General features: G+C 70.0%; 21 protein-coding genes. 11 read left to right on the forward strand and 10 right to left on the reverse strand.

The window, feature by feature from the left end; all coding sequences use genetic code 11:
* The first annotated feature begins 435 nt into the window (after window positions 1–435).
* The 4 genes from DMP23_RS22595 to DMP23_RS22610 all read left to right on the forward strand — a co-directional run bounded on the left by DMP23_RS22595 (window position 436) and on the right by DMP23_RS22610 (window position 3,212).
* On the forward strand, window positions 436–702 hold the full coding sequence (locus DMP23_RS22595; RefSeq protein ID WP_043828224.1) for a DUF397 domain-containing protein: 267 nt from the start codon (window positions 436–438) through the stop codon (window positions 700–702).
* 140 nt (window positions 703–842) lie between these two features.
* Window positions 843–1,721, forward strand: a complete 879-nt coding sequence (locus tag DMP23_RS22600; RefSeq protein WP_337822416.1) for a helix-turn-helix domain-containing protein — start codon at window positions 843–845, stop codon at window positions 1,719–1,721.
* A 32-nt stretch (window positions 1,722–1,753) separates the two neighbouring features.
* Window positions 1,754–2,623 (forward strand): SAM-dependent methyltransferase, encoded by an 870-nt coding sequence (locus DMP23_RS22605; protein ID WP_337822417.1) that lies wholly within the window; start codon window positions 1,754–1,756, stop codon window positions 2,621–2,623.
* 40 nt (window positions 2,624–2,663) lie between these two features.
* Complete coding sequence (locus DMP23_RS22610) at window positions 2,664–3,212, forward strand: phosphoribosyltransferase family protein (protein ID WP_337822418.1); 549 nt, start codon at window positions 2,664–2,666, stop codon at window positions 3,210–3,212.
* Here the strand turns inward: DMP23_RS22610 and DMP23_RS22615 are convergent, their stop codons facing one another.
* Window positions 3,213–4,055, reverse strand: a complete 843-nt coding sequence (locus tag DMP23_RS22615; RefSeq protein WP_337822419.1) for an NAD(P)H-binding protein — start codon at window positions 4,053–4,055, stop codon at window positions 3,213–3,215.
* 89 nt (window positions 4,056–4,144) lie between these two features.
* On the opposite strand from DMP23_RS22615, the gene DMP23_RS22620 reads away from it, so the two are divergent.
* Window positions 4,145–4,522: a winged helix-turn-helix transcriptional regulator gene (locus tag DMP23_RS22620; RefSeq protein WP_337822420.1), complete on the forward strand. Its 378-nt coding sequence runs from the start codon at window positions 4,145–4,147 to the stop codon at window positions 4,520–4,522.
* Here the strand turns inward: DMP23_RS22620 and DMP23_RS22625 are convergent.
* Entirely contained in the window at window positions 4,519–5,358 is an 840-nt protein-coding gene (locus DMP23_RS22625; protein WP_336158539.1) for a helix-turn-helix transcriptional regulator, read from the reverse strand. The genes DMP23_RS22620 and DMP23_RS22625 overlap by 4 nt on opposite strands.
* A gap of 101 nt (window positions 5,359–5,459) precedes the next feature.
* On the opposite strand from DMP23_RS22625, the gene DMP23_RS22630 reads away from it, so the two are divergent.
* Complete coding sequence (locus DMP23_RS22630; RefSeq protein ID WP_337822421.1) at window positions 5,460–6,224, forward strand: SDR family oxidoreductase; 765 nt, start codon at window positions 5,460–5,462, stop codon at window positions 6,222–6,224.
* A gap of 1 nt (window position 6,225) precedes the next feature.
* Here the strand turns inward: DMP23_RS22630 and DMP23_RS22635 are convergent, their stop codons facing one another.
* Genes DMP23_RS22635 through DMP23_RS22655 form a run of 5 tightly spaced genes read right to left on the reverse strand, consistent with a single transcriptional unit; the run spans window position 6,226 to window position 12,788 of the window.
* Complete coding sequence (locus tag DMP23_RS22635; RefSeq protein ID WP_337822422.1) at window positions 6,226–7,497, reverse strand: transporter; 1,272 nt, start codon at window positions 7,495–7,497, stop codon at window positions 6,226–6,228.
* 2 nt (window positions 7,498–7,499) lie between these two features.
* The gene (locus DMP23_RS22640; RefSeq protein WP_134663080.1) at window positions 7,500–8,012 is read right to left on the reverse strand and encodes a hypothetical protein; all 513 of its coding nucleotides are present in this window, start codon (window positions 8,010–8,012) and stop codon (window positions 7,500–7,502) included.
* Window positions 8,009–10,141, reverse strand: a complete 2,133-nt coding sequence (locus DMP23_RS22645; RefSeq protein ID WP_134663081.1) for a hydantoinase/oxoprolinase family protein — start codon at window positions 10,139–10,141, stop codon at window positions 8,009–8,011. The genes DMP23_RS22640 and DMP23_RS22645 overlap by 4 nt, the downstream gene beginning before the upstream one ends.
* Window positions 10,142–10,169: 28 nt before the next feature.
* Window positions 10,170–11,786, reverse strand: coding sequence for an FAD-dependent oxidoreductase (locus DMP23_RS22650; protein ID WP_134663082.1), 1,617 nt, complete (start codon window positions 11,784–11,786; stop codon window positions 10,170–10,172).
* A gap of 9 nt (window positions 11,787–11,795) precedes the next feature.
* Window positions 11,796–12,788 (reverse strand): LacI family DNA-binding transcriptional regulator, encoded by a 993-nt coding sequence (locus DMP23_RS22655; protein ID WP_240690630.1) that lies wholly within the window; start codon window positions 12,786–12,788, stop codon window positions 11,796–11,798.
* 191 nt (window positions 12,789–12,979) lie between these two features.
* Between DMP23_RS22655 and DMP23_RS22660 the strand changes: the two genes are divergently transcribed.
* The gene (locus DMP23_RS22660; RefSeq protein ID WP_337822423.1) at window positions 12,980–13,981 is read left to right on the forward strand and encodes a hypothetical protein; all 1,002 of its coding nucleotides are present in this window, start codon (window positions 12,980–12,982) and stop codon (window positions 13,979–13,981) included.
* On the opposite strand, the gene DMP23_RS22665 is transcribed toward DMP23_RS22660, so the two are convergent.
* Window positions 13,978–15,432 carry an amidohydrolase gene (locus tag DMP23_RS22665; RefSeq protein WP_337822424.1) on the reverse strand — a complete coding sequence of 485 codons (1,455 nt, stop codon included), beginning with the start codon at window positions 15,430–15,432 and terminating at the stop codon, window positions 13,978–13,980. The genes DMP23_RS22660 and DMP23_RS22665 overlap by 4 nt on opposite strands.
* A gap of 499 nt (window positions 15,433–15,931) precedes the next feature.
* Between DMP23_RS22665 and DMP23_RS22670 the strand changes: the two genes are divergently transcribed.
* Genes DMP23_RS22670 through DMP23_RS22680 form a run of 3 tightly spaced genes read left to right on the forward strand, consistent with a single transcriptional unit; the run spans window position 15,932 to window position 17,363 of the window.
* Window positions 15,932–16,267, forward strand: a complete 336-nt coding sequence (locus DMP23_RS22670; protein ID WP_134663085.1) for an ArsR/SmtB family transcription factor — start codon at window positions 15,932–15,934, stop codon at window positions 16,265–16,267.
* On the forward strand, window positions 16,264–16,734 hold the full coding sequence (locus DMP23_RS22675) for an SRPBCC domain-containing protein (RefSeq protein ID WP_337822425.1): 471 nt from the start codon (window positions 16,264–16,266) through the stop codon (window positions 16,732–16,734). The genes DMP23_RS22670 and DMP23_RS22675 overlap by 4 nt, the downstream gene beginning before the upstream one ends.
* A complete protein-coding gene (locus tag DMP23_RS22680; RefSeq protein WP_337822426.1) occupies window positions 16,734–17,363 on the forward strand; it encodes a dihydrofolate reductase family protein in 630 nt (209 codons plus the stop codon). Before DMP23_RS22675 ends, DMP23_RS22680 begins: the two co-directional genes overlap by 1 nt.
* On the opposite strand, the gene DMP23_RS22685 is transcribed toward DMP23_RS22680, so the two are convergent.
* The gene (locus DMP23_RS22685; RefSeq protein ID WP_238605106.1) at window positions 17,358–18,587 is read right to left on the reverse strand and encodes an alkaline phosphatase; all 1,230 of its coding nucleotides are present in this window, start codon (window positions 18,585–18,587) and stop codon (window positions 17,358–17,360) included. The genes DMP23_RS22680 and DMP23_RS22685 overlap by 6 nt on opposite strands.
* A gap of 134 nt (window positions 18,588–18,721) precedes the next feature.
* On the opposite strand from DMP23_RS22685, the gene DMP23_RS22690 reads away from it, so the two are divergent.
* The gene (locus DMP23_RS22690) at window positions 18,722–19,378 is read left to right on the forward strand and encodes a dienelactone hydrolase family protein (RefSeq protein ID WP_337822427.1); all 657 of its coding nucleotides are present in this window, start codon (window positions 18,722–18,724) and stop codon (window positions 19,376–19,378) included.
* On the opposite strand, the gene DMP23_RS22695 is transcribed toward DMP23_RS22690, so the two are convergent.
* Entirely contained in the window at window positions 19,375–20,508 is a 1,134-nt protein-coding gene (locus tag DMP23_RS22695; protein ID WP_337822428.1) for an ROK family transcriptional regulator, read from the reverse strand. The two genes, DMP23_RS22690 and DMP23_RS22695, sit on opposite strands and share 4 nt — an antisense overlap.
* Between the last annotated feature and the right edge of the window lie 66 nt (window positions 20,509–20,574).

Below are 20,574 nucleotides of genomic sequence, written 5' to 3' on the forward strand. Positions count from 1 at the left end.
GGCCAACATTGCCCCTTCGGCCTTCCGCTCCCACACGACCGGGCCGCAGAGTCCGACCCCACGATCCCGGTCCAGCAGGCCGCCCCAAGACAACCGCGCGCAGTGGCGCAAACACGACTCCGCCGAACAGCTCAGCCCCTCAACCGCCCCCCAACCTGTCACCAACTGCAGACACCCAACCCCCTCCACCCCGCAAAAAACCACGAAAAAAGCACCCCCCACCCCACCTCAACTACGAAATCCACAACACCAACCCGAAATTGCACGTGCGAAAGCACCACCCAATGCACGAGAAGTGTCCATTCAGGTGAAATCCCCGCCGCACAGCGCGCCATTGATCCACCAGGCCACTACCCTCAGGAATATTCCGAACACATTCCGTACTTCGCGGAATATTCCATTCACTCATCGAAAACGAGAAAACGAGGGGTTGCAGTGGACGCCTACGACCCGCACGAGCACGAGCAGCACCCGACCCACGCCCCGGCAGCTGGGCCGGCGGCGCGCTTTCCGGACCATGCCTGGCGGAAACCCGCTGCTTGCGGGCCTAATTCCGGCAACTGCGTCGAAGTGAACCTGGCCGAGCACGGGCTGGTCGGGGTGCGGGACAGCAAGATCGGCGACTCTCCCGTCCTGGTCTTCGACCGGGGCGAGTGGGCGCGGTTCGTCGAGGCCGTGCGGCGCGGGGAATTCGACGGCTGACCAGGCACGACAACGCAGCTCTGCCGAAAAAGCCGGGAACCTTGCGAAAAAGGCGCCGACCCGGAGTATTGCCCGCCGGGTCGGCGCATTATCATCGGAGGTTCTCACATCGGCCCCTGGACGAAATGACGGAGCCCCTGGTGACCACCCCGATCCGGCAGCCCCCGCCGTCTCTGCGGACCCAGCGTTCCCGGCTGGGGTCCCGGATCCTCAAGTGGCGCACCGCTCGCGGGCTGACCCAGGTCGACCTCGCCGACGGGATCGGCTGCAAGCAGCCCAAGATCCAGAAGATCGAGTCCGGCAAGGCGGGCACCCGGCCCGACGACCTCGAGCGGATCATCGAGGTACTGGCCGTCCCGCCCGCCGAGGCCGATCAGCTGCGGGAGCTCAACCAGGCCAACGATCCGTCCGCGCGGCGTGCCGAGCGGAGGATGATCACGCCGCAGTGGTTCCGCGAGATCCTCGAACGCGAGCAGGCGGCGGCGGAAATCCTCAGCTGGACCGGGAATCGCATCCCGGGACTGCTCCAATCGGAGTATTACATGCTCGCGCAGTTCCAGGCGAGCCGCCAGGAGCGGGTCACCGACCGGGTCGCCGAACGCAAGGCGCGGCAACGGCTTTTCGACGCCTGCCCGGGTCCGCGGACGGTCTTCATGCTGGAGTACAGCTGCATCGAGAAACTCGTCTACGGCACCAAGGCCAGCATCGCCACCGATCAGCTCGAGCACATGATCCGGATCGTCGAGACGCATCCCTTCGCCGAGGTCCGGATCCTCCCGCGCGACGCGGCCGCCTACCCGGACGAGGACTTCACCATCCTCCGCTTCGGCCATCCCGACCTGCCCGATTTCGCTTACCAGGAAAGCAAAGTCAAGCTCATCACCGTGCCGCAGGGGCAGGACGAGTTCGCCTCCTACGAGGAGTCGTGGGAAGCCCAGCTCGCCGCCACCCTGTCGCGCGACCAGTCCCTGCAGTACCTGAAGGAATGGGCGAGCCGCTGCGCGACGCCCGCCCGCTGACCCGCAGTCCCGAACGAAAGGAACAGCCACCGGTGGCCGACGAACCCTTCCCGCCTCCCGGGGTCGACCTCGACCACCCGAGCGTCGCGCGGGTGTACGACTACTACCTCGGCGGCACCACGAACTGGACGATCGACCGGGAGTTCGCCGACGAGGTGATCCGCGAGTTCCCACTGATCCGCCCCATCGCGAAGGCCAACCGGCTGTTCCTGCACCGGCTCGTGCGGCACCTCGTCAAAAAGGGCGTGCGGCAGTTCGTCGACATCGGCTCCGGCGTGCCGACCATGGGCCACGCGCACCAGGTCGCCGACGAACTCGCGCCAGGCGAGAGCCACGTCTGCTACGTCGACTACGAACCGGTCGCCGTCGCGCATTCGGAAACCCTGCTGCGCGAGGCGGGCGACCTCGACCGGCACGCGGTGATCCACGCCGACATGCGCGATCCGGAACGGCTGTGGGAGCAGATCGCGGCGACCGGCGTGATCGACGTCGAGAAACCGCTCGCGCTGCTGCTGATCGCGGTGCTGCACGTCCAGCAGCCGCCCGCCGAGGACAGCGGCGGCACCGAGGACCTCGGGCCGTCCATCGTCGCGCGGTACCGCGATCTGCTCGCCCCTGGCTCGTTCCTCGGCATCTCGCACATCACCGACCAGGGCGTCCCCTCCGACGTGGAGGCCGGGCTGGTCGAGCTGAAGCAGCTGTACGACCGGTCGAGCAGCCCGGTGATCTGGCGTTCGCGCGAGGAGATCCAGGCGCTGTTCGGGTCGTTCGAGATGCTCGAACCGGGGCTCACCTGGACGCCGTCGTGGCATCCGGAGGAGTCCGGCGAGGGCGCGCCGCAGGTGGAGTTCGAGACGCCGGCGCATTCGGTGATCCTGGCCGGAGCGGCGCGCAAGCCGTAATTCGCTCGCTTCGGGCGGACGCCGCTGCGACCATCGACGCATGCGCACGAGCACTGTGGCGGACCGGATCCGCGAAGCCACCGTCTTGCTCGGGGACGGGCCGGACCGCCACCGCTTCCCCGACCCGACGGGGTGGTGGCGTGCGCCCGGACTGCTGCGCGAACTGGGTCCGGCGCTCGCCGCGCTGTTCGCCGACGAGCAGCCGAACGCCGTGCTGGGCCCCGAATCCCGCGGGTGCCTGCTCGGTCCGCTGGTCGCGGTGGAATTCGGCGCGGGCTTCGTCGAGGTGCGCAAGAACCGGTACCCGACCTGCGATTCCGACCGGTGGTTCCAGCGCACCTCGCCGCCGGATTACCAGGACCGGCACCTGCGGCTCGGCTTCCGCCGCAGTCTGCTCCAAGCGGGCGACCGTGCGCTGTTCGTGGACGACTGGATCGACACCGGCGGCCAAGCCTTCGCCGCACAAGCCCTGGTCGCCGACGCCGGGGCGACGTGGATCGGCGTCGCCGTGGTCGTCGACGGGCTGCGTCGCCACGAGCCCCGCCGGCAACTCCGCGTGCGCTCCCTCCTGCACTCGCGCGACTTCTGATCACCGGAACGCGTCGACGCTGCGGCTGGCCCAGGAAGCGAACGAAGTCGCCGGACGACCGAGCAGCTTCTCGACATCGGGGCTGCTGCGGAGCTCCTCCGGAAGCGGCTGGCCCAGGATGTCGAGCGTGCCGTCGGCGACCGGTTCCGGCATCTGCTGCACCATCTGCTCGCGTGCCTGCGCACGGTCAAGCTCGACGAATTCCAGCGGCTCGCCGAGGGCCGCACCGAGGATCTCCGCACGCTGTCGCGGGCTCGTCGCTTCCGGTCCAGTAAGGACATAAGTCTGTCCGGCATGACCGTCCCCGGTGAGGGCGGCCACGGCGACTTCGGCGATGTCGAGCGGGTCCACGGCCGGGAGCGCGACGTCGCCGAACGGCGAGAAGACCTTGCGCTGGGCCCGAATCGTCGGGATCCACGCGAAGGTATTGGTGGTGAACCCGCCGGGGCGAAGGACTGTCCACTCCAGACCGGAAGACCGCACCGCCTCTTCCAACGCGGCGAGCGGCGCGTGCGAAACCGCTTCCGGCCGGGTTCCCGCGGCCTGCGACGACTGCAGGACGACCCGCGAGACGCCAGCGTCGGCCGCCGCCCGCAGGACAGCTTGCCCATCGACGTGCGCGCCCGCGCCGGAGACCAGCAGATACAGCGCGTCCGCGCCCTTCAGCGCAGGGACCAGGCTGCCCGCGTCCGCCAGGTCCGCGACCATCGGGGTCACGCCGGGCCGCGACGGCGGCGGGGACGTCACGCCGCGGGAAACGGCGGTCACGGCGTGCCCGGCTTCGGTCAGGGACTCGACCAGCAGGCGGCCGACGTTGCCCGTGGCACCGGTGACGACGATCATGACTTGCTCCTCAGCTAGGGGTCGAAAGCGACACAGCGAGGCTAAAAGCCGCCGTACAGTAGGTTCCCCAGGGAAAGTATTGGAGCCGCATGACCACCACCGCGCAGACCGGGGCCGATCCGCTCGCCGCGTGCCGGATCAGCCCTGCCGTCGACCTGCTGTTCAGCCGGTGGACGACCCCGATCCTGTGGACGCTCAGCCAATCCGGTCCGGTGCGGTTCGGCGAACTGGAACGGCGGCTCGGCGCGACCGGGAAGGTGCTCACGCAACGGCTTCGGCAGCTCGAGCGCGACGGCTTGGTGGAGCGACGCTACTACGCCGAGGTGCCGCCGCGCGTCGAGTACGAGATCACCGAACTCGGCCGGAGCCTGTCGCCGGTGTTCGCCGCGCTCGCCGAATGGACCGACGAGCATCTGCCCGCCGTGGAGAAAGCCCGCGACGCCTACACCGGCCCGCTGCCGCGTTAACCGGCGAACTGCTCGTTCCCCAGCACGCCGAGCAGCTGGATCTTCTCGAACGCCTCGCTGCGCGGCGGCGCGGTCAGCACGAGCAACGCCTGCGACTGGTCCTCGGTGAACAGCACCTGGCAGTCCACCTCGATCTCGCCAAGCTGCGGATGCACGAGCACCTTGTGGTCCTCGAACCGTTTCGCCACTTGGTGTTCTTCCCAGATTCGCGCGAACTCCGGGCTCTCGCGGGTCAACGCGCGCACCAGTTCGCCCGCTCGCGAGCGCGGCCCCATCGACCCGTGCACGACCCGCAGGTTCGCCACCAGCGCGCGGCTTTGCCGGTCCCGGTCGTGCGCCGGATAGACGAGCCGCTCGTCCGGGTTGGTGAACCACCGGTAGATCTCGCTGCGCGCCAGACCCGTGTACTGCGAGCGGTCCCCGTACAACGCCTCCGCGAAGCGGTTCTGCACCAGCACTTCGCCGAGGTTCGACAGGATGAGCGCGGGCGTGTCCGACAGCCGGTCGAGGACCCGCATCAACGCGGGCGCGACGTGCGTGGCCGCGACGATCGGCGACGGTGCGTTGCGGCCCGCGAGGTGGAACAAGTAGTCGCGCTCGTCGTCGGTGAGCCGCAACGCCCTCGCCAGCGAGGCCAGCATCTGCTCGCTCGGCTGCGGTCCGCGTTGCTGCTCCAGCCGCGTGTAGTAGTCGGTGGACATCGCCGCCAGCGCCGCGACCTCCTCCCGCCGCAGACCCGCCGCCCGCCGCCGCGCGCCCGCGGGCAGCCCGACGTCCTCGGGCCGCAATCCCTCGCGACGGCTGCGGAGGAAGGCAGCCAGCTCAGCTCGATCCATGGGTCCAGTATCGGCTCGGTCTGGCGCCTCAGCCAGGGATCGCGGATCCCCCGATATGCGCTCTCTGCCGCCGCGACGCCGGGCGGCCGAAACTCAGTGGCATGAACATCACCGGAAACACCGTCTTCATCCCCGGCTCGACCAGCGGCATCGGCCTCGCTCTCGCCCTCGAACTGCGGGCAAAGGGCAACACCGTCATCGTCGGCGGGCGGCGCACCGAACTGCTCGCGCAGATCGCCGCCGACCACCCCGGTCTCGACACCGTCCAGATCGACACCACCGATCCGGCGAGCATCGAAGCCGCGGCCAAGGAGGTGCTCGCGAAGCATCCCGACCTCAACGTGCTCGTGCCGATGGCAGGCATCATGCGCGTCGAGGACTGGCACCGCCCGGAGTCCTTTGTGGACAGCGCGGAAGCGACCGTGACCACCAACGTCCTCGGCCCGATCCGGCTCATCGCCGCGTTCGTCGAGCACCTGCAAACCCGTCCGGACGCCACCATCCTGACCGTTTCGTCCGGCCTCGCCTTCGCGCCGCTGAAGGCCACGCCGAGCTACAACGCGTCGAAGGCCGCGATCCACATGCTCAGCGAATCGCTGCGGCTGCAACTGGCCGACACCTCGGTGAAGGTCGTCGAACTGGAGCCGCCGTCCGTGCGCACCGCGCTCCTGCCCGGCCAGGAGGAAAGCGAGTTCGCGATGCCGCTGGACGCGTTCGTCGCCGAGGTCATGACGCTGCTCGAAACGCAGCCGGACGCGACCGAGATCCAGGTCGAGAACGTCAAATTCCTCCGGCACGGCGAGGCCCGCGGCGACTACCACCAGGTGGTGGCGATGCTCAACGCCGCGGACCCGCACGGGAAGTGATTCACAGGTACAGCACGGCGGTGAGCACCATGCCGCCGAGCGCGACCACCCAGGTGTAGGGCAGCGTCGAGGCCATCGCCCGCTCCGGGCGCACGCCGGAGTACTGCGCGGCCCACACCGTCTGGGTGCTGGTCGGGTCGGACACGCCGAACACCTGGTTGTACGACGCCATCAGCCCGACCACGGCGGACAGCGGGTAGATGCCGCCGGTCACCAGCACGCCCGCGACGCCAGCGCCGAGGCCGAACACATTGAGCGGCCCGCGGAACAGGCACAGCGGCACGAGAAGCACGAACACCACCACGAACCAGACGGCTCCGGACGGGCTGATCGCCGACACGATCGGCGTCAGCGCGTTCTTGGCGCCGGGAAGTTTCACCGCCGCGAGCAGCATCCCGATCGCGACGAACAGCGCGATCGGCGGGGCGGCCACGTCGAACGCCTTGTACAGCGAACGCAGCGCGCGGCCGTTCAGCTCGCCCCATTTCGTGGTGGTGACCAGCCCGTACAGCACGCCGGCCAGCAACGACGGGACGATCGGCACCGCGAACCCGAGCGCCAGCACGATCGGCAGCACCGGCGTGAGCAGCGCGTACCAGGGCGCGTCGCCGCGTCGGACGCGCGCCTGGGGCCGGTCGAGTTTCACCGCCCACGCGTGCCGCGCGCCGCGGCGGGTCTGGACGAGGACGTAGCCGATGCCGACCACCAGCGCCATCGGGAACAGTTTGATCATGACGGACTTGACGTCGGCGACCGGCGCGCCCAGCGCGTCGGAGAGGAACTGCCACACCGGGAGTTCCAGCGGCGAGCCCGCGGAAATGCCCATCAGGACGGTGCCGCCCGCGGCGACCGGGCGCACGCCGACCGCGATCATCGCCGGGATCCCGACCACCCCGGCGAGCATCGCGGCGGGGGCCGAGCCGGTGATGCTGCCGCACAGGATCGACACCGCGAACACGCCGAGCGCCACCACGGACGGCCGTTCGCCGCCGAATTCGACGATCTTGCGCACCAGCGTGCCGGCGATGCCCGTCTCGTCCATCAGCGTGCCGAGCCACGAGCCGAGCAACACAGCGATCATCGTGGACGCCAACGCCGCGGAGCCGGTTTGCAAGACACCGGCGAGGATGCTGTTCTTCCCCTCGGCCAGCGGCGCGCCGGCGAGCAGCGAGATGCCGATCGCGAGGAACACGAGCGCGAACGCCGTCGGCAGCACCCGGGTGAGCATCAGCACCACCCCGACCGTCATCAGGACCAGAATCGCGATACCCATGGTCAGTTCCCTCCCGCGAGTGCGGTGGTGAGCAGCAGCGGGCTGACGCTCAAGCCGCTGCGGCGGTGGGCGAAGCGGTGTGCGGCGATCTCTTCGGCCCCGGCGACGTGGCCGCGCACGCGGAACGGGCCGAGCCGCAGCGCGGTGTGGCCGAGCCGCCGGTTCAGCTCGCGGACGTCGAGGCGGTGGTGGGCCGTCTCGTGGGCGACGGCAGCCTTTCGCAACGCTTCGCGCGAGACTTGGTACCCGTGCTCAGCGGCGAGTTTTGCCAGTCGGGTCAAGGAATCCGTGTACACCGTGACGGTGCCTCCGTGGTGTTCGGCGACCAGGATCTCGTCGCGGCGAACCCCTCCCTCGCGCTCCACGACGTGCACGTCTTCGTCGGTTCCGGCGGCCAGTTCGTCGCCGTAGGCGAGGGCGATCGCGGCCCATTCGCGGAGCTGGTCCTCGCTGCGGTTCTCGTGGGTGGGCGTCGCGCGCAGCAGGTCGACGGCCAGGTCCAGATCGGTGTTCACCGGCGGTCCTCCAGGATCAGGACGACCGGCTCGTCCGCCGCTCGGGTCTTGACCTCGGCTCCGGCCAGCGCGACCAGCTGGTCCCGGTCGAGCACGCCGGACAGGTCCGCGATCTTCGGCCCGACCAGCAGCCACACCGCCGGCGCCTGGGAACCGCCGTCGCCGTAACGGGTGTGCTGGTCGGCCAGCGTCGCCAGGCGCGCTTGCGCGGAGCCGGCGTCCGTGTGCTCGATGACCGAGCCGGTGCCGTGCAACCGGATCACCCCCTCGCCGTCGACCACGCGCATCTGCTCGACGGGCCGGGCGAACCGTCCGAGGAATCCCGCACGTCGCGCTTTCGCGCCGAAGACGCGGTGCCTCGCGGTGCCGTCCAGTTCCCGCACTTCGCCCGGCTGGACCCCGATGCTGCGCGCGACCTCGGCCCGTACCGCTGTTTCGTCCACAGTGGAGGCTCGATCCTTGGTGCGCAGTTCGGTAGCCCCGGTGGCGACCGCACGCACCAGGTTGCGCTGCGGGTCCACTGTCACGTCCACTTCGACGCCCGCGGGATCCGCGCCTTGGGCCACGACGGCGGATTCCGCCTCGGTGCGCACGGCGAGAATGTCCGCATTGGACGGACTCGGCACGATCCGTTCCACCGATTCCCGCACCAGCGCTAGCGCCGCACCGAGCGGGCTGATCACTTCGGCGTGCGCGGCGATCCGCCAGTCGTGGGAGGATTGCGCGCCGAGGAACGGCGTGACTGCCGCGGCTCCGCCACCGCCGCCGACGAGCGTCGGCCGGTTCAGCCGGTATTCGGCGACCAGTCCGTCCACGACCGTCCGGACGGGTTTGACCGCCTGCTCCAGCACCGTCCGCGCGGCCTCGTCGACCGTCACCCCCAGCGCCGCGGCCAGCGGTTCCATCGCCAGCCGTGCCGATTCACGCTCGGCGAGCGCATAGGCGTCATCCGGGACCACGCCGAGCGCGTTGGCCGCGCAAGTGAGCGTCAGCGCGCACTGACGACCGCCGGACAGCTCCAGTGCGACGTAGTCCGACGGGTCGTCCGGCCTCGGCGACACCGTGACCAGCTTCGCCCCCGCCAACGCGGAAACCGGCTCGAAACACGCGTACGGCAGCCCCGCGATGTGCGCGCTGCGGGGCCCGACCTCGGTCACCGCACGCCCGGAGAACCGGATCAGCGAGCCGCCGCCGATGCCGACCGTCCGCACATCGAGCGCGGGCAGGTACGTCTCGTGCCCGCCGAGATGTGCGTGCCGTACCTGGACGCGACCACGCCGGATCACGCTGATGTCCGTAGAAGTCCCGCCCGTTTCCAGGAAAACGCCCTCGCTGAGCTTCTCCCCCATCAACGCGCCGGCCACGCCTGCGGCCGGGCCGGACAACGCCGTCAGCAACGGACGGCGACGCATCTCCGGCAGCGACATCACCCCGCCGTCACCGCGCACGACCATCAGCGGCGCGGTGATCCCGGCCCGCTGCACACTGGCCTCGACCACGTCCGCGGTGGACACCATCCGTGGCATGATCCCGGCGTTCAGCACGGCCGTCCGGGCTCGTTTGGTCAGCCCGTACAGCCCGGTTATCTCGTGCGTAGCCGTCGCGAGGACTCCGCGTTCCCTCGCCGCGGCTGTCACCGCCCGCTCGCCCTCGGGATCGTCCACGCTGAACGGTTCGACGGCGACGATCACCTCGGCACCCTGTTTGACCAGGTCGTCGACCGCGTCCCCGGCCGCCGAGAGGTCGGCGACTGGGGCGAACCGCACCGGCATCCGCCGCCCGGGAGCCAATTCCATTTTGCCGAGCGCAGTGAGCCGCCGGGTGGCGAACGCGTCGAAACCGGTGCCCACGCCGGCGATGCCGACGGTGGCGACGTCGCCTTCCAGCAACGCGTTCGTCGCCTGGGTGGTGCCGTGCGCGAGGAACGACACGTCCTCCGCGCCGACCTCCGCCCGCAGTTTCTCCAGCGCTTCGAGAATGCCGTGGGCGACGCCGTCTTCGTGGTCGTGGCTGGTCGGCACTTTCACCTGGCCGAGCAGTTCGAACGTCCGCGCGTCGACGGCGACGGCGTCGGTGAACGTGCCGCCGACGTCGATGCCGACGCGCACGGGACCGGGATGGAACGCCATTGTCCGCACCTCCTGAGGGAAATCGTGATCAGTAGCCGCGGACGTCGGGCCAGCGCCGTTCGACCCCGGCGCGGTCCAGCACGCGGGCGAACTCGTCGAACCGGTCCTCGCGGATTTGGTGCGGCTGCAGCCCTTCGCGCAGCGCGAAACCGGCGAGGTGGCCGGCGACCTCGCCGACGTTCCACTCCACCGGATGCAACCGGTGACAGCCGTTGGTGATGTGCGTGGTGCCGATGTTCTTTCCCGCGGGCAACAGGTTGCGCATCCGCTGCGGCAGCAGCGCGCCCAACGGCAGTTCGAAGGGGACGCTCGGCACGTCGAGGTAACTGTCCCCGGCGGTCGACGGGTGAAGGTCGATCCGGTAACTGCCGACCCCGACCGAATCCTCGCGCCGCTTGCGGCCGGTCGGGCCGAGGATGTCGAGCGACACGTCCTGTTCGACGACCGTGGTGACCGCCCGGATCCGCCTCGCTTCGCGCACGTACGCGGACTTCGCCAGCCCGTCGTCGGTGCCGACCACGTCCGGGCGCAGCTTCAGGCCGGGGAAACCGGTGCCGCCGTCCAGCCGTGGTGCCTCGGTCTGCAGCCAGTACAACACCGACAGCGAAAGCTGTTTTGCCTCGTAGTGCGCGCGGGCCACGTCCGCGGCGGTCGTGACCCCGTCGATCTCCAGCGCGGGCCGCAGCCAGTAGTCGTTGAGCGGCCAGTTGACCAGGGTGAGGTCGGAATCGAACGCACCCGGCTGGTGCAGTTTGCGCGCGAGGATCCGCCGGAACCCCCACAATTCCTTGTCCCCGGCGTCGGCGCTCTGGTCGGCGCTCACCGCGAGCGGATCCGTCTCCGGGTTCGGGTCGAAGGTCCGCGGCACCGGCTCCAGCGACCGGGGATCCGGGGCGAGGAACCCGAGCAGCGGGCCGGGCCAGAAGTCCGGCTGGTATTCGCTCCAGACGCCGTACAGTTCCGGCCGGTCGATCGTGTGGTCCTCGCCCGCGTGATGGGACAGCACGAAGCAGTAGGTGATGCCCTGGAGGTTGCCCGGGTCGGCCTGCTCCGGCGCGTGCGGTTCGCCGTGCTCGGACTGCGCTTCGGCCCCGATCGCGAACTCGGTTCCAGTGAGGGGCAAGAGGTCGCCGTTTTCGGTGGCGTCCAATGTGTACTCGGCGCGAACCGTCGTGCGGTTCCCGTCCGGCCCTTCGAAGGTGACCGCCTCGACACGGTCGCCGGTGACGTCCGCCGCGACCGGCCGGTGTCGCAAAAGGACAGTCAGCCGGCCGGACGAGCGATGCGGGGCCAGCATCGATTCCAGCACCGCGAGCGCGACGCGCGGCTCGTGGCACAGCTTGCTGACCCGCCCCGCCCCGGGGTTCAGGTCGGTGAGCGCGGCCGCTTCGGCCCGCAACGGGTAATGCCGCCGGTAATAGTCGCGCACCCCTTCGCGGAACCGGCGATACGTCGCGGTGCCGCCGAACTGTTCGATCCAGGGATTCTCGTCCGGGGGCACCGCCTGCGCGGTGAACTGGCCGCCGAGCCAGTCGGTCTCCTCGGTCAGCACGACGCGGTGTCCTGCCGACGCGGCGGCCAGCGCGGCGGCGACGCCGCCCACCCCGCCGCCCGCGACGAGGATCTCCGTGCCGAGTTCAGCCATTGCTCTGTCCTAATCGGATCGTGGTGCGCCGACGTCCTCGCCGGCCACCGGTGGGCACCACAGCAGCTGCTGCCGCGTGGTCGTCTTCTCGGTGACGAGGTCCACGAGCAGGCGCACGGCCAACCGGCCCATTTCCCGCATCGGGACCTCGAATCCGCTCGTCCCCGCCGTCCCGCCCAGCACCGCGAGGGACAGGTCGTCCGGAGTGGACAGTCCGGCCTGGTCGATCGCGGCCCGCACCGCACGGTGCGCGGCACCGGTGTCGGTTCCTTCCACAACCACCGCGGTGACGCCTTCGTCGAGCCATTTCCGGATCGGAACCGGCTTTCCGTTGAGCCGGACGATCTTCGTGTCCGGAGCCGCGCGCAGCACGCCGAGCTGACGGTCCGCAGAGGACGGTGCCTCGTCCGCCTCCCGCACGTACCGGATTTCCCGGTGGCCGAGGTCGATCAGCCGCTCCAGTACTTGCGCCGAAGCGGTGACGTAATCCGCGCCGATGTACGGGATCTGTCCGTCCAGTTCCGGCCGGCGTCCGATGTAGACCAGCGGGAACCCGGACGCCATGAGCCGCGAAACCGGTCCCTCCGGGACGTGCCTGCCGAAAAACAGGCAGCCGTCGGCCATCCGCGTCCGGCGGATCGCCTCCTCCTGCCGCGCGTGCGGCCCGCTCGTGCCGGTGAACAGGATCAGATCCTGGCCCAGCGCCGCGGCTTCCTCCTCGACGCCGGAGAGAATCGGGTGGTACGCGTCGGCCTCGTCGGTCGGGAACGCCGTGCGGAAGGTGTACAGCCCGAGCAGATTCGCCCGCGCCGACGCGAGCCGGGTGGCCGCCGGATTCGGCACGTAGCCCAGTTCCTCGGCCACCCGCAGCACCCGGCTGCGGGTCGACTCGGCCATCCGCACGGTCCGGTTGCCCGCCAGCACGACCGAAACCGTCGCCTGGGACACCCCGGCGATGCGGGCGATGTCGGCTTGGCGAGGCATGCGGTTGCGGCCGGGCACGGGTCACCTCCGAGGAGCGCTAATGCGGATTAGGCGAGGATCTGCGCCGGGCCCGGCACCGTCAAGGCTTCCGGGATGTTTCTGTCCTGTTTTGCCGGAGCGAAGGACTAATACGTATTAGCACCTTGACAGCGCCTCAGCGGCGCCCGAAGAGTCGCTCCCGGTAACCGCCGATGAAAGGGAGCGTCCGCATGACCGAACTTTCCCGCCGCACCGCCCTGCGCGGCGCAGCCGGAGCGAGCTTCGCACTGGCCGCGCTGCTCCTGCTCGGCACCGGAACCGCGAGCGCCGCGCCCGCCGGGTTCCCGGAGTACCGTTTCGTGCGCACCGCGTTCGACAAAAGCAAACTGCAGTACCCGCCGGCGAGGCGCGAGGTGATCTTCCCGTGCATCCGCGGTGTCTACGACAAACTCGCCAACCCGCTCGGCCGCTATTACCTCTACTACGCCCCGCACGACGCGCCGGGCGGCATCTGTCTGTCCTATGCGGACAGTCTCGAAGGGCCGTTCGTCGAATACCCGCACAACCCGATCGTCAAGAACGTCTGGAAGCCGCACTACGACGTGTCGCACGTGTCGTCGCCGTTCGTCCTGTGGCACGAGCAGACCCGCGAGCTGTGGCTGTATTTCCACGGCGAGAACACCACGACTCGCCTCGCGCGGTCAAAGGACGGGATCCACTTCACCTACGACAAAACGGTGCTGTCGACGTCGATGCTGCCCAAGGGCACCACCGAAACCTCCTACGCCAAGGTGTTCGAGCACGACCTGCCTTCGCGCGGCGCTAAGTACGTGATGGTGTTCATGATCAACACCACCGCCAACCAACGCAGCATCGGATGGGGCTGGTCGGCCGACGCTCGCGACTGGACGTTCTCGCAGACGCCGCTGATCCGTCCCGAAGAAGTCGGTGCGAGCAACATCGGCGCGCCGACCGTGGTGCGGCGCAACAATTCCACCTACGTCGTGTACCACGAGAACATCGAGGCCGGCGGGAACATGCTGATCACCGAGGTCGGCAACGACTTCGGCAAACGCGAGCACCTCGGCGTCTTCCACGCTCCGCTCGCGGGCGCGCCGGACAACGGCCGGTGCGCCGCCCCGTCGTTCGGCACGATGAACGGCAAGGAGTACATGTTCTACGAGGCGGGCGAACGGCTCAAGGGCGCGATCGCCATCGCCCGCGCGGTCTAGGCCAGATACGTCGGCCTCCCCGCCACGATCGTCGCGGACACCGGCATTTCCCGCAGTTCCTTGGTGGACAGTCCACTCGGGTCGGCCGCCGTCAGGACCAGATCGGCCACGTCGCCGACCTGGACGCCGCGGCGGCCGCCCGAGGAGGCGGCCAGTGCGTCGGCGAGCGGGATGGCCTGTTCGGGATGCCACGGCGGCCGCTCGTCGTCGGTCCGGCCGACCGCGGCGGCGATCCCGTCCCACGGATCGAGCGGCGCGACCGGCGCGTCCGAGCCGAGTTCCAGCCGGGCGCCGGATTCGAGCAGGGCGCGGTAGGCGTACGCGCGGTCGGTGCGGCCGTGCCAATGCCGGTCGGCGACGTCGCGGTCGTCGGGCTGGTGCGCGGGCTGCACACTCGCGACCAGCCCGAGCGCGGCGAACCTCGGCACGTCCTCGGGCCGCAGCAACTGCGCGTGCTCGATCCGGCCCGGGCAGCCGACCTCGGCGAACGCGTCCAGCGCGATGGTGTTGGCATGGTCGCCGATCGCGTGCACCGCCGGGGTCAGCCCGTGCTCGTGCGCGCGGCGCATCAACGGCACCAGTTCCTCCGGCGGCAGCTCCAGCAGGCCGTTTTCGCCGGACCCCGGGTACGAATCGTGGCAGTAAGCGGTGCGGGTGTTGAGCGAACCGTCGACAAACAGCTTGAACGGGCCGACCGTGAGCAGCCCTTCGCCCGCGTCGAGCACGTCCCCGGTTCGGTGTCCTCTTTGGATGGTCTCGTCCAGCAAATACCTTGCTATCACACAGGAAACCCTCGTCGCTGGCTTTGCCGTGGCCGCCCGCCGGGTCCAATCCGTGACCGTGTCCGCGTATTCGTAGTCGACCACCGACGTCACGCCCCGCTTCGCGGCGGCAGCCAGCGCATCGGCAACCCAAGCGTCCTGAACCTCGACCGGCGCGGACGGCAACGCGGCCGTGGCGCTCATGCAGTCGTTCTCCAGCAGGACGCCGGTCGGATGCTCACGGCCGATCAGCTTCAACGCGGCCGGGCTGAGCCACAACGTATGCAAATCCGCGCTGAACAACGCCACCGCGCGGCCCGGGAGCGCGCGCTGCAGCAGATCCTTGTGCGGCCGGTCCGGCCAGAGCCCGTCCCGGAACCCGACGCCGACGACGAGCTCCCCCGCCGGAGCACCGAGCAGCTTCTCCATCAGCAATTCGACCGCGCCCACCGCGGATCGCGCACCGTCCAGCGGGATGCGCCTGCGGAATCCGGCCCACTGCACGAGGTGCGCGTGCGCGTCGACGAGCCCGGGCAGAAGCGTGCCGCCGTGCCCGTCGAGCACGCGGGCGGCGAACCCGGTCCCAGCGCCCGGTTCCTCGACAGCCGATACGACACCGTCGCGCACCCGAACGTCGGCCAGCGGCCCCTGCAACCCGACCCGGACGCGGCGGAGGAGAAGATCGTCCATGCGCCCAGCCTGCCAGCAGGCCCCGTTCGGGTGAAGCGGGAATTCTGATGCTGGGGCGGGCGTTGAAACGGGTACACGCAATGCATGGCAGCCGTCGCCCGCCGAAGGGTCAGGGCCGGTCAGGAGCGCCGCCTTCACAAGCCGCGCAGGGTTCGACTCCCTCGGTTGCCGCTTTGTTCCGCTGGACCGCGCGGGTCGGGCGGAGTTGTCTTGGTTCGCGGTGGCCGTTGCACAGCTGATCCCCTCGCAGGCTGGGCTTTGAGCGCCGACATCGTCCGCCCGGCTTGACCTGACGCAGCGGAAGCTTCGGCACTTCCGCACGGAGCGCGACCAGCTGACCCCGCTTCGCGCAGGATCTCGCATTCCGCCCGGCCAGCTGCCTCGCCCGCCCCGCCGCCGACACCCCGTCGGACTCCGACCGTGAGCCGAGCCCCGTCCCCGCCGCGACCGAAACACTTAGCTCTTGCGCTAACCATCCCCGCCCGCAATACTTAGCCCCATGGCTCAGTATTCGACCACGCTCGACGGGGTCTTCTCCGCCCTCGCCGATCCGACCCGGCGGGCTGTCGTGCGGCGGCTCGGGGTGGGCCCGGCGAGTGTCGGGGAGCTCGCGGGCGACGCGCCGATGACGTTGCCGTCCTTCATGAAGCACGTGCGGATGCTCGAGTCGCACGGGCTGATCCGCACCGAGAAGTCCGGGCGGGTGCGGACGTGCGTCCTCAACCGCGAGCGGTTCGCGCTCGTCGAGGACTGGCTCGCCGAGCAGCGGCGCGTCTGGGCCGGGCGCACCGACCGGCTCGAGCAGTTCGTCACCAGCCAGGAGGACCAGCCGTGAACCCCGACCTCGATCTTTCCCTCGACCGCGTCATCCGCGCGCCCCGCAAACGCGTCTGGGACGCCTGGACCGACCCGGCCAGCCTCGCCCAGTGGTGGATTCCCGCTCCGCTGCGGTGCCGCGTCGAGGAGCTGGACGTGCGCGCTGGGGGTGCGTTCGTCACGCGGATGAGCGAGGACGGCGACACCTTCGTCCCGCATCTCGACGCGTGCTTCCTCGTGGTCGAGGACTACGAGCGGCTCGTTTTCACGAATGCCCTCGACAGCGCGTGGCGGCCGGCGAAACCGCAGCCGGTCGCGATGACGGCGGAGATCGTCCTCCGGGATCATCCGGACGGGACGGATTACCGCGTCGTCGTCCGGCACGGGGATCCGGCGGCCCGGGAACGGCACGCCGATCTCGGGTTCGAGGACGGCTGGGGCACGGTCACGGCTCAGCTCGCCCGGGTCGCGGAAAGCGAGGCCTGATGCAGATCTCCCTCACCGCGTTCGTCACGCTCGACAGCGTCAGCCAAGGGCCCGGATCGTCCACAGAGGACACCAGCGGCGAGTTCTCCCGCGGCGGCTGGTTCGTCCCGCATCTCGACCAGGCGTTCGTCCAGCGGGCGTCGGAGTGGCTGGATTTGGCGGACGGACTGCTGTTCGGCCGCCGCACGTACACGTCGTTCGCGCGGGATTGGCCCGCGGTCACGGATCCGGACGATCCGTTCGCCGAGCGGATGAACTCCCTGCCGAAGTACGTCGTGTCGAACACGCTCGAAACCGGCGATTGGGCCCCGACCACCGTGTTGCGCGGCGATCCGGCGACCGCGGTGCGCGAGCTCAAGGCGCAGCCGGGCCGGGAGCTGCAGATTCACGGCAGCGCCCGGCTCGGCAACACCCTGCTGTCCGCGGGAGTCGTGGACAAGGTCCGGTTGGTCATGACGCCGACGGTGCTCGGGGCGGGACGGCTGCAGTTCCCGCATCCGGTGTCGGCGACCGGGTTGCGGCTCGTCCGGCACGAAGCCACGCCCAGCGGGTTGGTGCTGCTGGAGTACGACGTCACCGGAGCGGCCGCGCTCGACGACTACGACGGAGTCACGAATCTCGCCTCATGAAAGGTGCGCGGCGGAGACCATCGCGCGGTAGACGTCGGTGTTGTCCAGCGTCCCGTCGAGGCGGTCCGAGCCGGGGCCGGTCGCGGTGACCGGGGTCGGCACGCCGCTGTGGTCGCCGCTCGTCCAGTCGACGGTCAGCGAAAGTTTGGTGCCGGGAACGGGAAACGGGCCGTCCTCGTTGCCTTCGGGCGCGCCGTCGGTGTTCTCGATGGCCAGTCCGCCGGTCTCGTGGTCGCCGCCGATGATCACCAGGGTGTCCGGATGCGAGCGGGTGAAGCGCAGCACCTCGGCGACAGCCGCGTCGAGCGCCCGGCCCGCGTCGAGGACGCCGTGGGCGTTGTTTTCGTGGGACATCCCGTCGATGCCTTCTTCTTCCAGGAACAGGAAGAAGCCGCGCGGGTTGGCGGAAAGCGTGTCGAGCGCCTTCTTCGCCATCACCGGCAACGCGACCTTCGGCTGGTACGCGCCCTTGCCGTCCGGGCCGTAGTCGACCATGTCCTCGTTCGCGAACAGTCCGAGCAGCCGCGGCGCGCGAGTCGCGGCGAGTTCGCTGGCGTTCCGCACGTAGGTGTAGCCGGAGCGCTTCGCTTGCTCGATCAGGTTTCCGTGCGTGCTGCGGCTTTCCTCGCCCGGCTTGTCCGGCCACGCGCCGGGATCGCCCTTCGGCAGCCACCAATCTTCGCCGCCGCCGAGGAGGACTTCCGGACGGCTTTCGGTGATGTACTGCTTCGCGATGTCGCTCTGCAGATCCCGCGACGGCACGTGGGACGCGAACGCGGCCGGCGACGCCCCGGTGACCTGCGCGGTGGTGACCAGGCCGGTCGACTTCCCGGCGCGTTTCGCCTGCTCGAGCACGGTCAGCAGACGGCGGCCCTGCGCGTCCTGGCCGACCGCGCCGTTGCGGGTCTTGTGCCCGGTGGCGAGCGCGGTCGCCGCCGCGGCCGAGTCGGTGACGAGTTCTTCCGGGTCGTCGGGGTCGGTGTGCACCATGCCGGTGACCGGGAGCCGGTTCATGACCAGGTCGCCCTTGCGGCCGGTCGTCGCGAGCCGGACGAACTCCCGCTGCGCCGCGCCCATGCCGTCGCCCTGGATGTAGACGATGTTGCGCGCTTTCGGATGCCAGCCAGGGGAATCCGCGGCCGGACCGTCGCCCGCCATCGCGACCGCGGGCACCGCTCCGGCCACCGCGAGCACGGCCGCGGTGAGCACCATCGTCTTGCGCATCCGGATCCTCCTTTAGTTAGGAAGCTTTCCTAACATGTTTCCAGGAGCGCCGCGAGAGGGTCACCTGAATGGACGTGTCCGCCGACGGTGAACAGCACCCCGCCGGACCCCGGCGCTCATTACGGTGGGTTCTCATGGAGACCGTCACGACGCGCACCGTCGAATACCCGGCCGACGGCCTCACCATGGTCGGGCGTCTCGCGCTTCCCGCCGGGACCGGCCCTCGGCCCGCGGTCCTGATCGGGCCGGAAGGCACCGGTCTTAACGACTTTCAGCGCGCACGGGCCGACGCGCTGGCCGAACTCGGTTACGTGGCCCTCGCGTTCGACATCCACGGCGGCCGCTGGTTCACCGATCCCGACGAGATGCTGGCGCGCTGCCTGCCGCTGCTCGACGACCCGGACCGGATCGCCGGGATCGGCTACGGCACCGGCGGCGCGATCGTGCTGGAACTCGGCCGAGCGGGCGTCGGCCTGCGCGCGATCGGCACGATCAACGGACTGGTCACCGGCCGTCCGGGCGAGGCAGCGAACATCCGCTGCCCGGTGTGGGCGGGCGTCGGCTCGGAGGACCCGATCGTGCCTGCCGCGCAACGGGACGCGTTCGCCGCCGAGATGCAGGCGGCGGGCGTCGACTGGCGGCTCACCGTCTACGGCGGCGCCCAGCACGCGTTCCACCACCCGCCGATCGGCCCGGAGCAGCGGCTCCTCCCCGGCGTCGGCTATCACCCGGTGCAGGCCGAGCGAGCCTGGCGCGACGTCGTGACCCTGCTTGCCGACAACCTCGGCTAACGGGCGAGGAACGGCCCCGGATCAGCCAAAACGCCGTGGATGGTGCGGCCCGCCGCACCCAGCGTCGCGGCGGAATCGCCGAGTGCGGACGGGCTCAGCACCGGCACCGAACCGCGGAGGCCGGTCAACCGCGTCCGCAACACAGCCTCCGCAGCGGGTGCCAGCCAGGGAAACAGCGGCCCGAACACGCCGCCGAGCACCACGCGGTCCACATCCACGAGATTGACCGCCGACGCCAGCGCCAGCCCTAGAGCTTCCCCCGCCGCCGAAACAGCTGACAACGCCGCGTCGTCGCCCGCGGCCAAAGCGGCGGCGAGAGCGTCCACTGTGGACACTTCGGCCGCGGCGAGCATCGCTTCCTGCCCGGCGTAGGTCTCCAGACAGCCCGCCGCACCGCAGCGACAGGACGGCCCGGACGGGGAAACCAGCACGTGCCCCAGTTCGCCGCCGGTGCCGCGGAACAACCGCGAGTCCACGACCAGGCCCGCGCCGATGCCGATCTCGCCGGACACGTAAAGGAAATCCGCCGCCCCGGCACCGAACCACAACTCGCCGAGAGCACCGAGATTCGCCTCGTTGTCCACCGAAACCGGCACCGGCAGCTCCAGCTCGACCGGAACGTTCCGCCAGCCGAGGTTCGGCGCGCTCAGCACCACGCCGTCCCGCACCGGGCCGGACACCGCGAGCACCGCACCGGCGACCGTCAAGCCCAGCTCGCGCGCTTCGGCCAACTCCGCGGAAGCCAGTTCCCGCACCGCCTTCAGCACAGTTTCCGCTGGCACGCCGCGGTTGTCCCGCTCGATGCGAACCGACCGGCGGACCGTGCCGGTCAAGTCCAGGACGCAGGCAGCGAGATAGTCCACATTGGCCTCGAGCCCCAGCGAAGCCATCCGCGCGCCGCTCAGCGAAACCTCGACCCCGGGCCGGCCGCGCTCCCCCGCGCGCACGGCGGCGGTCTCGGACAGGAAGCCCGCGTCCAGCAGCGAGCCGACCAAAGTGGACACCGTCGACTTGGTCAGCCCGGTCAGCTCCGCCAGCGCGGCGCGGGTCAGCGGACCGCCGCGGCTGATCTCGCCGAGCACCAGTTCGAGGTTCCGCGCCCGCATCGCGTCGTGCCGGACCGGTTCCATGCAGACCTCCGCTCTTGACGGCCGGGACGACCGTAGCGCAGTATTTAGTCTACAACGTGAACTAAA

It is taken from the genome of Amycolatopsis sp. A1MSW2902 (assembly GCF_017312175.1).
GTDB lineage: Bacteria > Actinomycetota > Actinomycetes > Mycobacteriales > Pseudonocardiaceae > Amycolatopsis > Amycolatopsis nivea.

Bases quoted from the DNA above. Each gene is read 5' to 3' on its own strand.
- DMP23_RS22695 (WP_337822428.1), bottom strand. From the start codon at position 20,508: ATGGAACCGGTCCGGCACGACGCGATGCGGGCGCGGAACCTCGAACTG.
- DMP23_RS22635 (WP_337822422.1), bottom strand. From the start codon at position 7,497: ATGGGTATCGCGATTCTGGTCCTGATGACGGTCGGGGTGGTGCTGATG.
- DMP23_RS22630 (WP_337822421.1), top strand. From the start codon at position 5,460: ATGAACATCACCGGAAACACCGTCTTCATCCCCGGCTCGACCAGCGGC.
- DMP23_RS22615 (WP_337822419.1), bottom strand. From the start codon at position 4,055: ATGATCGTCGTCACCGGTGCCACGGGCAACGTCGGCCGCCTGCTGGTC.
- DMP23_RS22690 (WP_337822427.1), top strand. From the start codon at position 18,722: ATGGAGACCGTCACGACGCGCACCGTCGAATACCCGGCCGACGGCCTC.
- DMP23_RS22610 (WP_337822418.1), top strand. From the start codon at position 2,664: ATGCGCACGAGCACTGTGGCGGACCGGATCCGCGAAGCCACCGTCTTG.
- DMP23_RS22685 (WP_238605106.1), bottom strand. From the start codon at position 18,587: ATGCGCAAGACGATGGTGCTCACCGCGGCCGTGCTCGCGGTGGCCGGA.
- DMP23_RS22625 (WP_336158539.1), bottom strand. From the start codon at position 5,358: ATGGATCGAGCTGAGCTGGCTGCCTTCCTCCGCAGCCGTCGCGAGGGA.
- DMP23_RS22620 (WP_337822420.1), top strand. From the start codon at position 4,145: ATGACCACCACCGCGCAGACCGGGGCCGATCCGCTCGCCGCGTGCCGG.
- DMP23_RS22680 (WP_337822426.1), top strand. From the start codon at position 16,734: ATGCAGATCTCCCTCACCGCGTTCGTCACGCTCGACAGCGTCAGCCAA.
- DMP23_RS22665 (WP_337822424.1), bottom strand. From the start codon at position 15,432: ATGGACGATCTTCTCCTCCGCCGCGTCCGGGTCGGGTTGCAGGGGCCG.
- DMP23_RS22650 (WP_134663082.1), bottom strand. From the start codon at position 11,786: ATGGCTGAACTCGGCACGGAGATCCTCGTCGCGGGCGGCGGGGTGGGC.
- DMP23_RS22645 (WP_134663081.1), bottom strand. From the start codon at position 10,141: ATGGCGTTCCATCCCGGTCCCGTGCGCGTCGGCATCGACGTCGGCGGC.
- DMP23_RS22660 (WP_337822423.1), top strand. From the start codon at position 12,980: ATGACCGAACTTTCCCGCCGCACCGCCCTGCGCGGCGCAGCCGGAGCG.
- DMP23_RS22670 (WP_134663085.1), top strand. From the start codon at position 15,932: ATGGCTCAGTATTCGACCACGCTCGACGGGGTCTTCTCCGCCCTCGCC.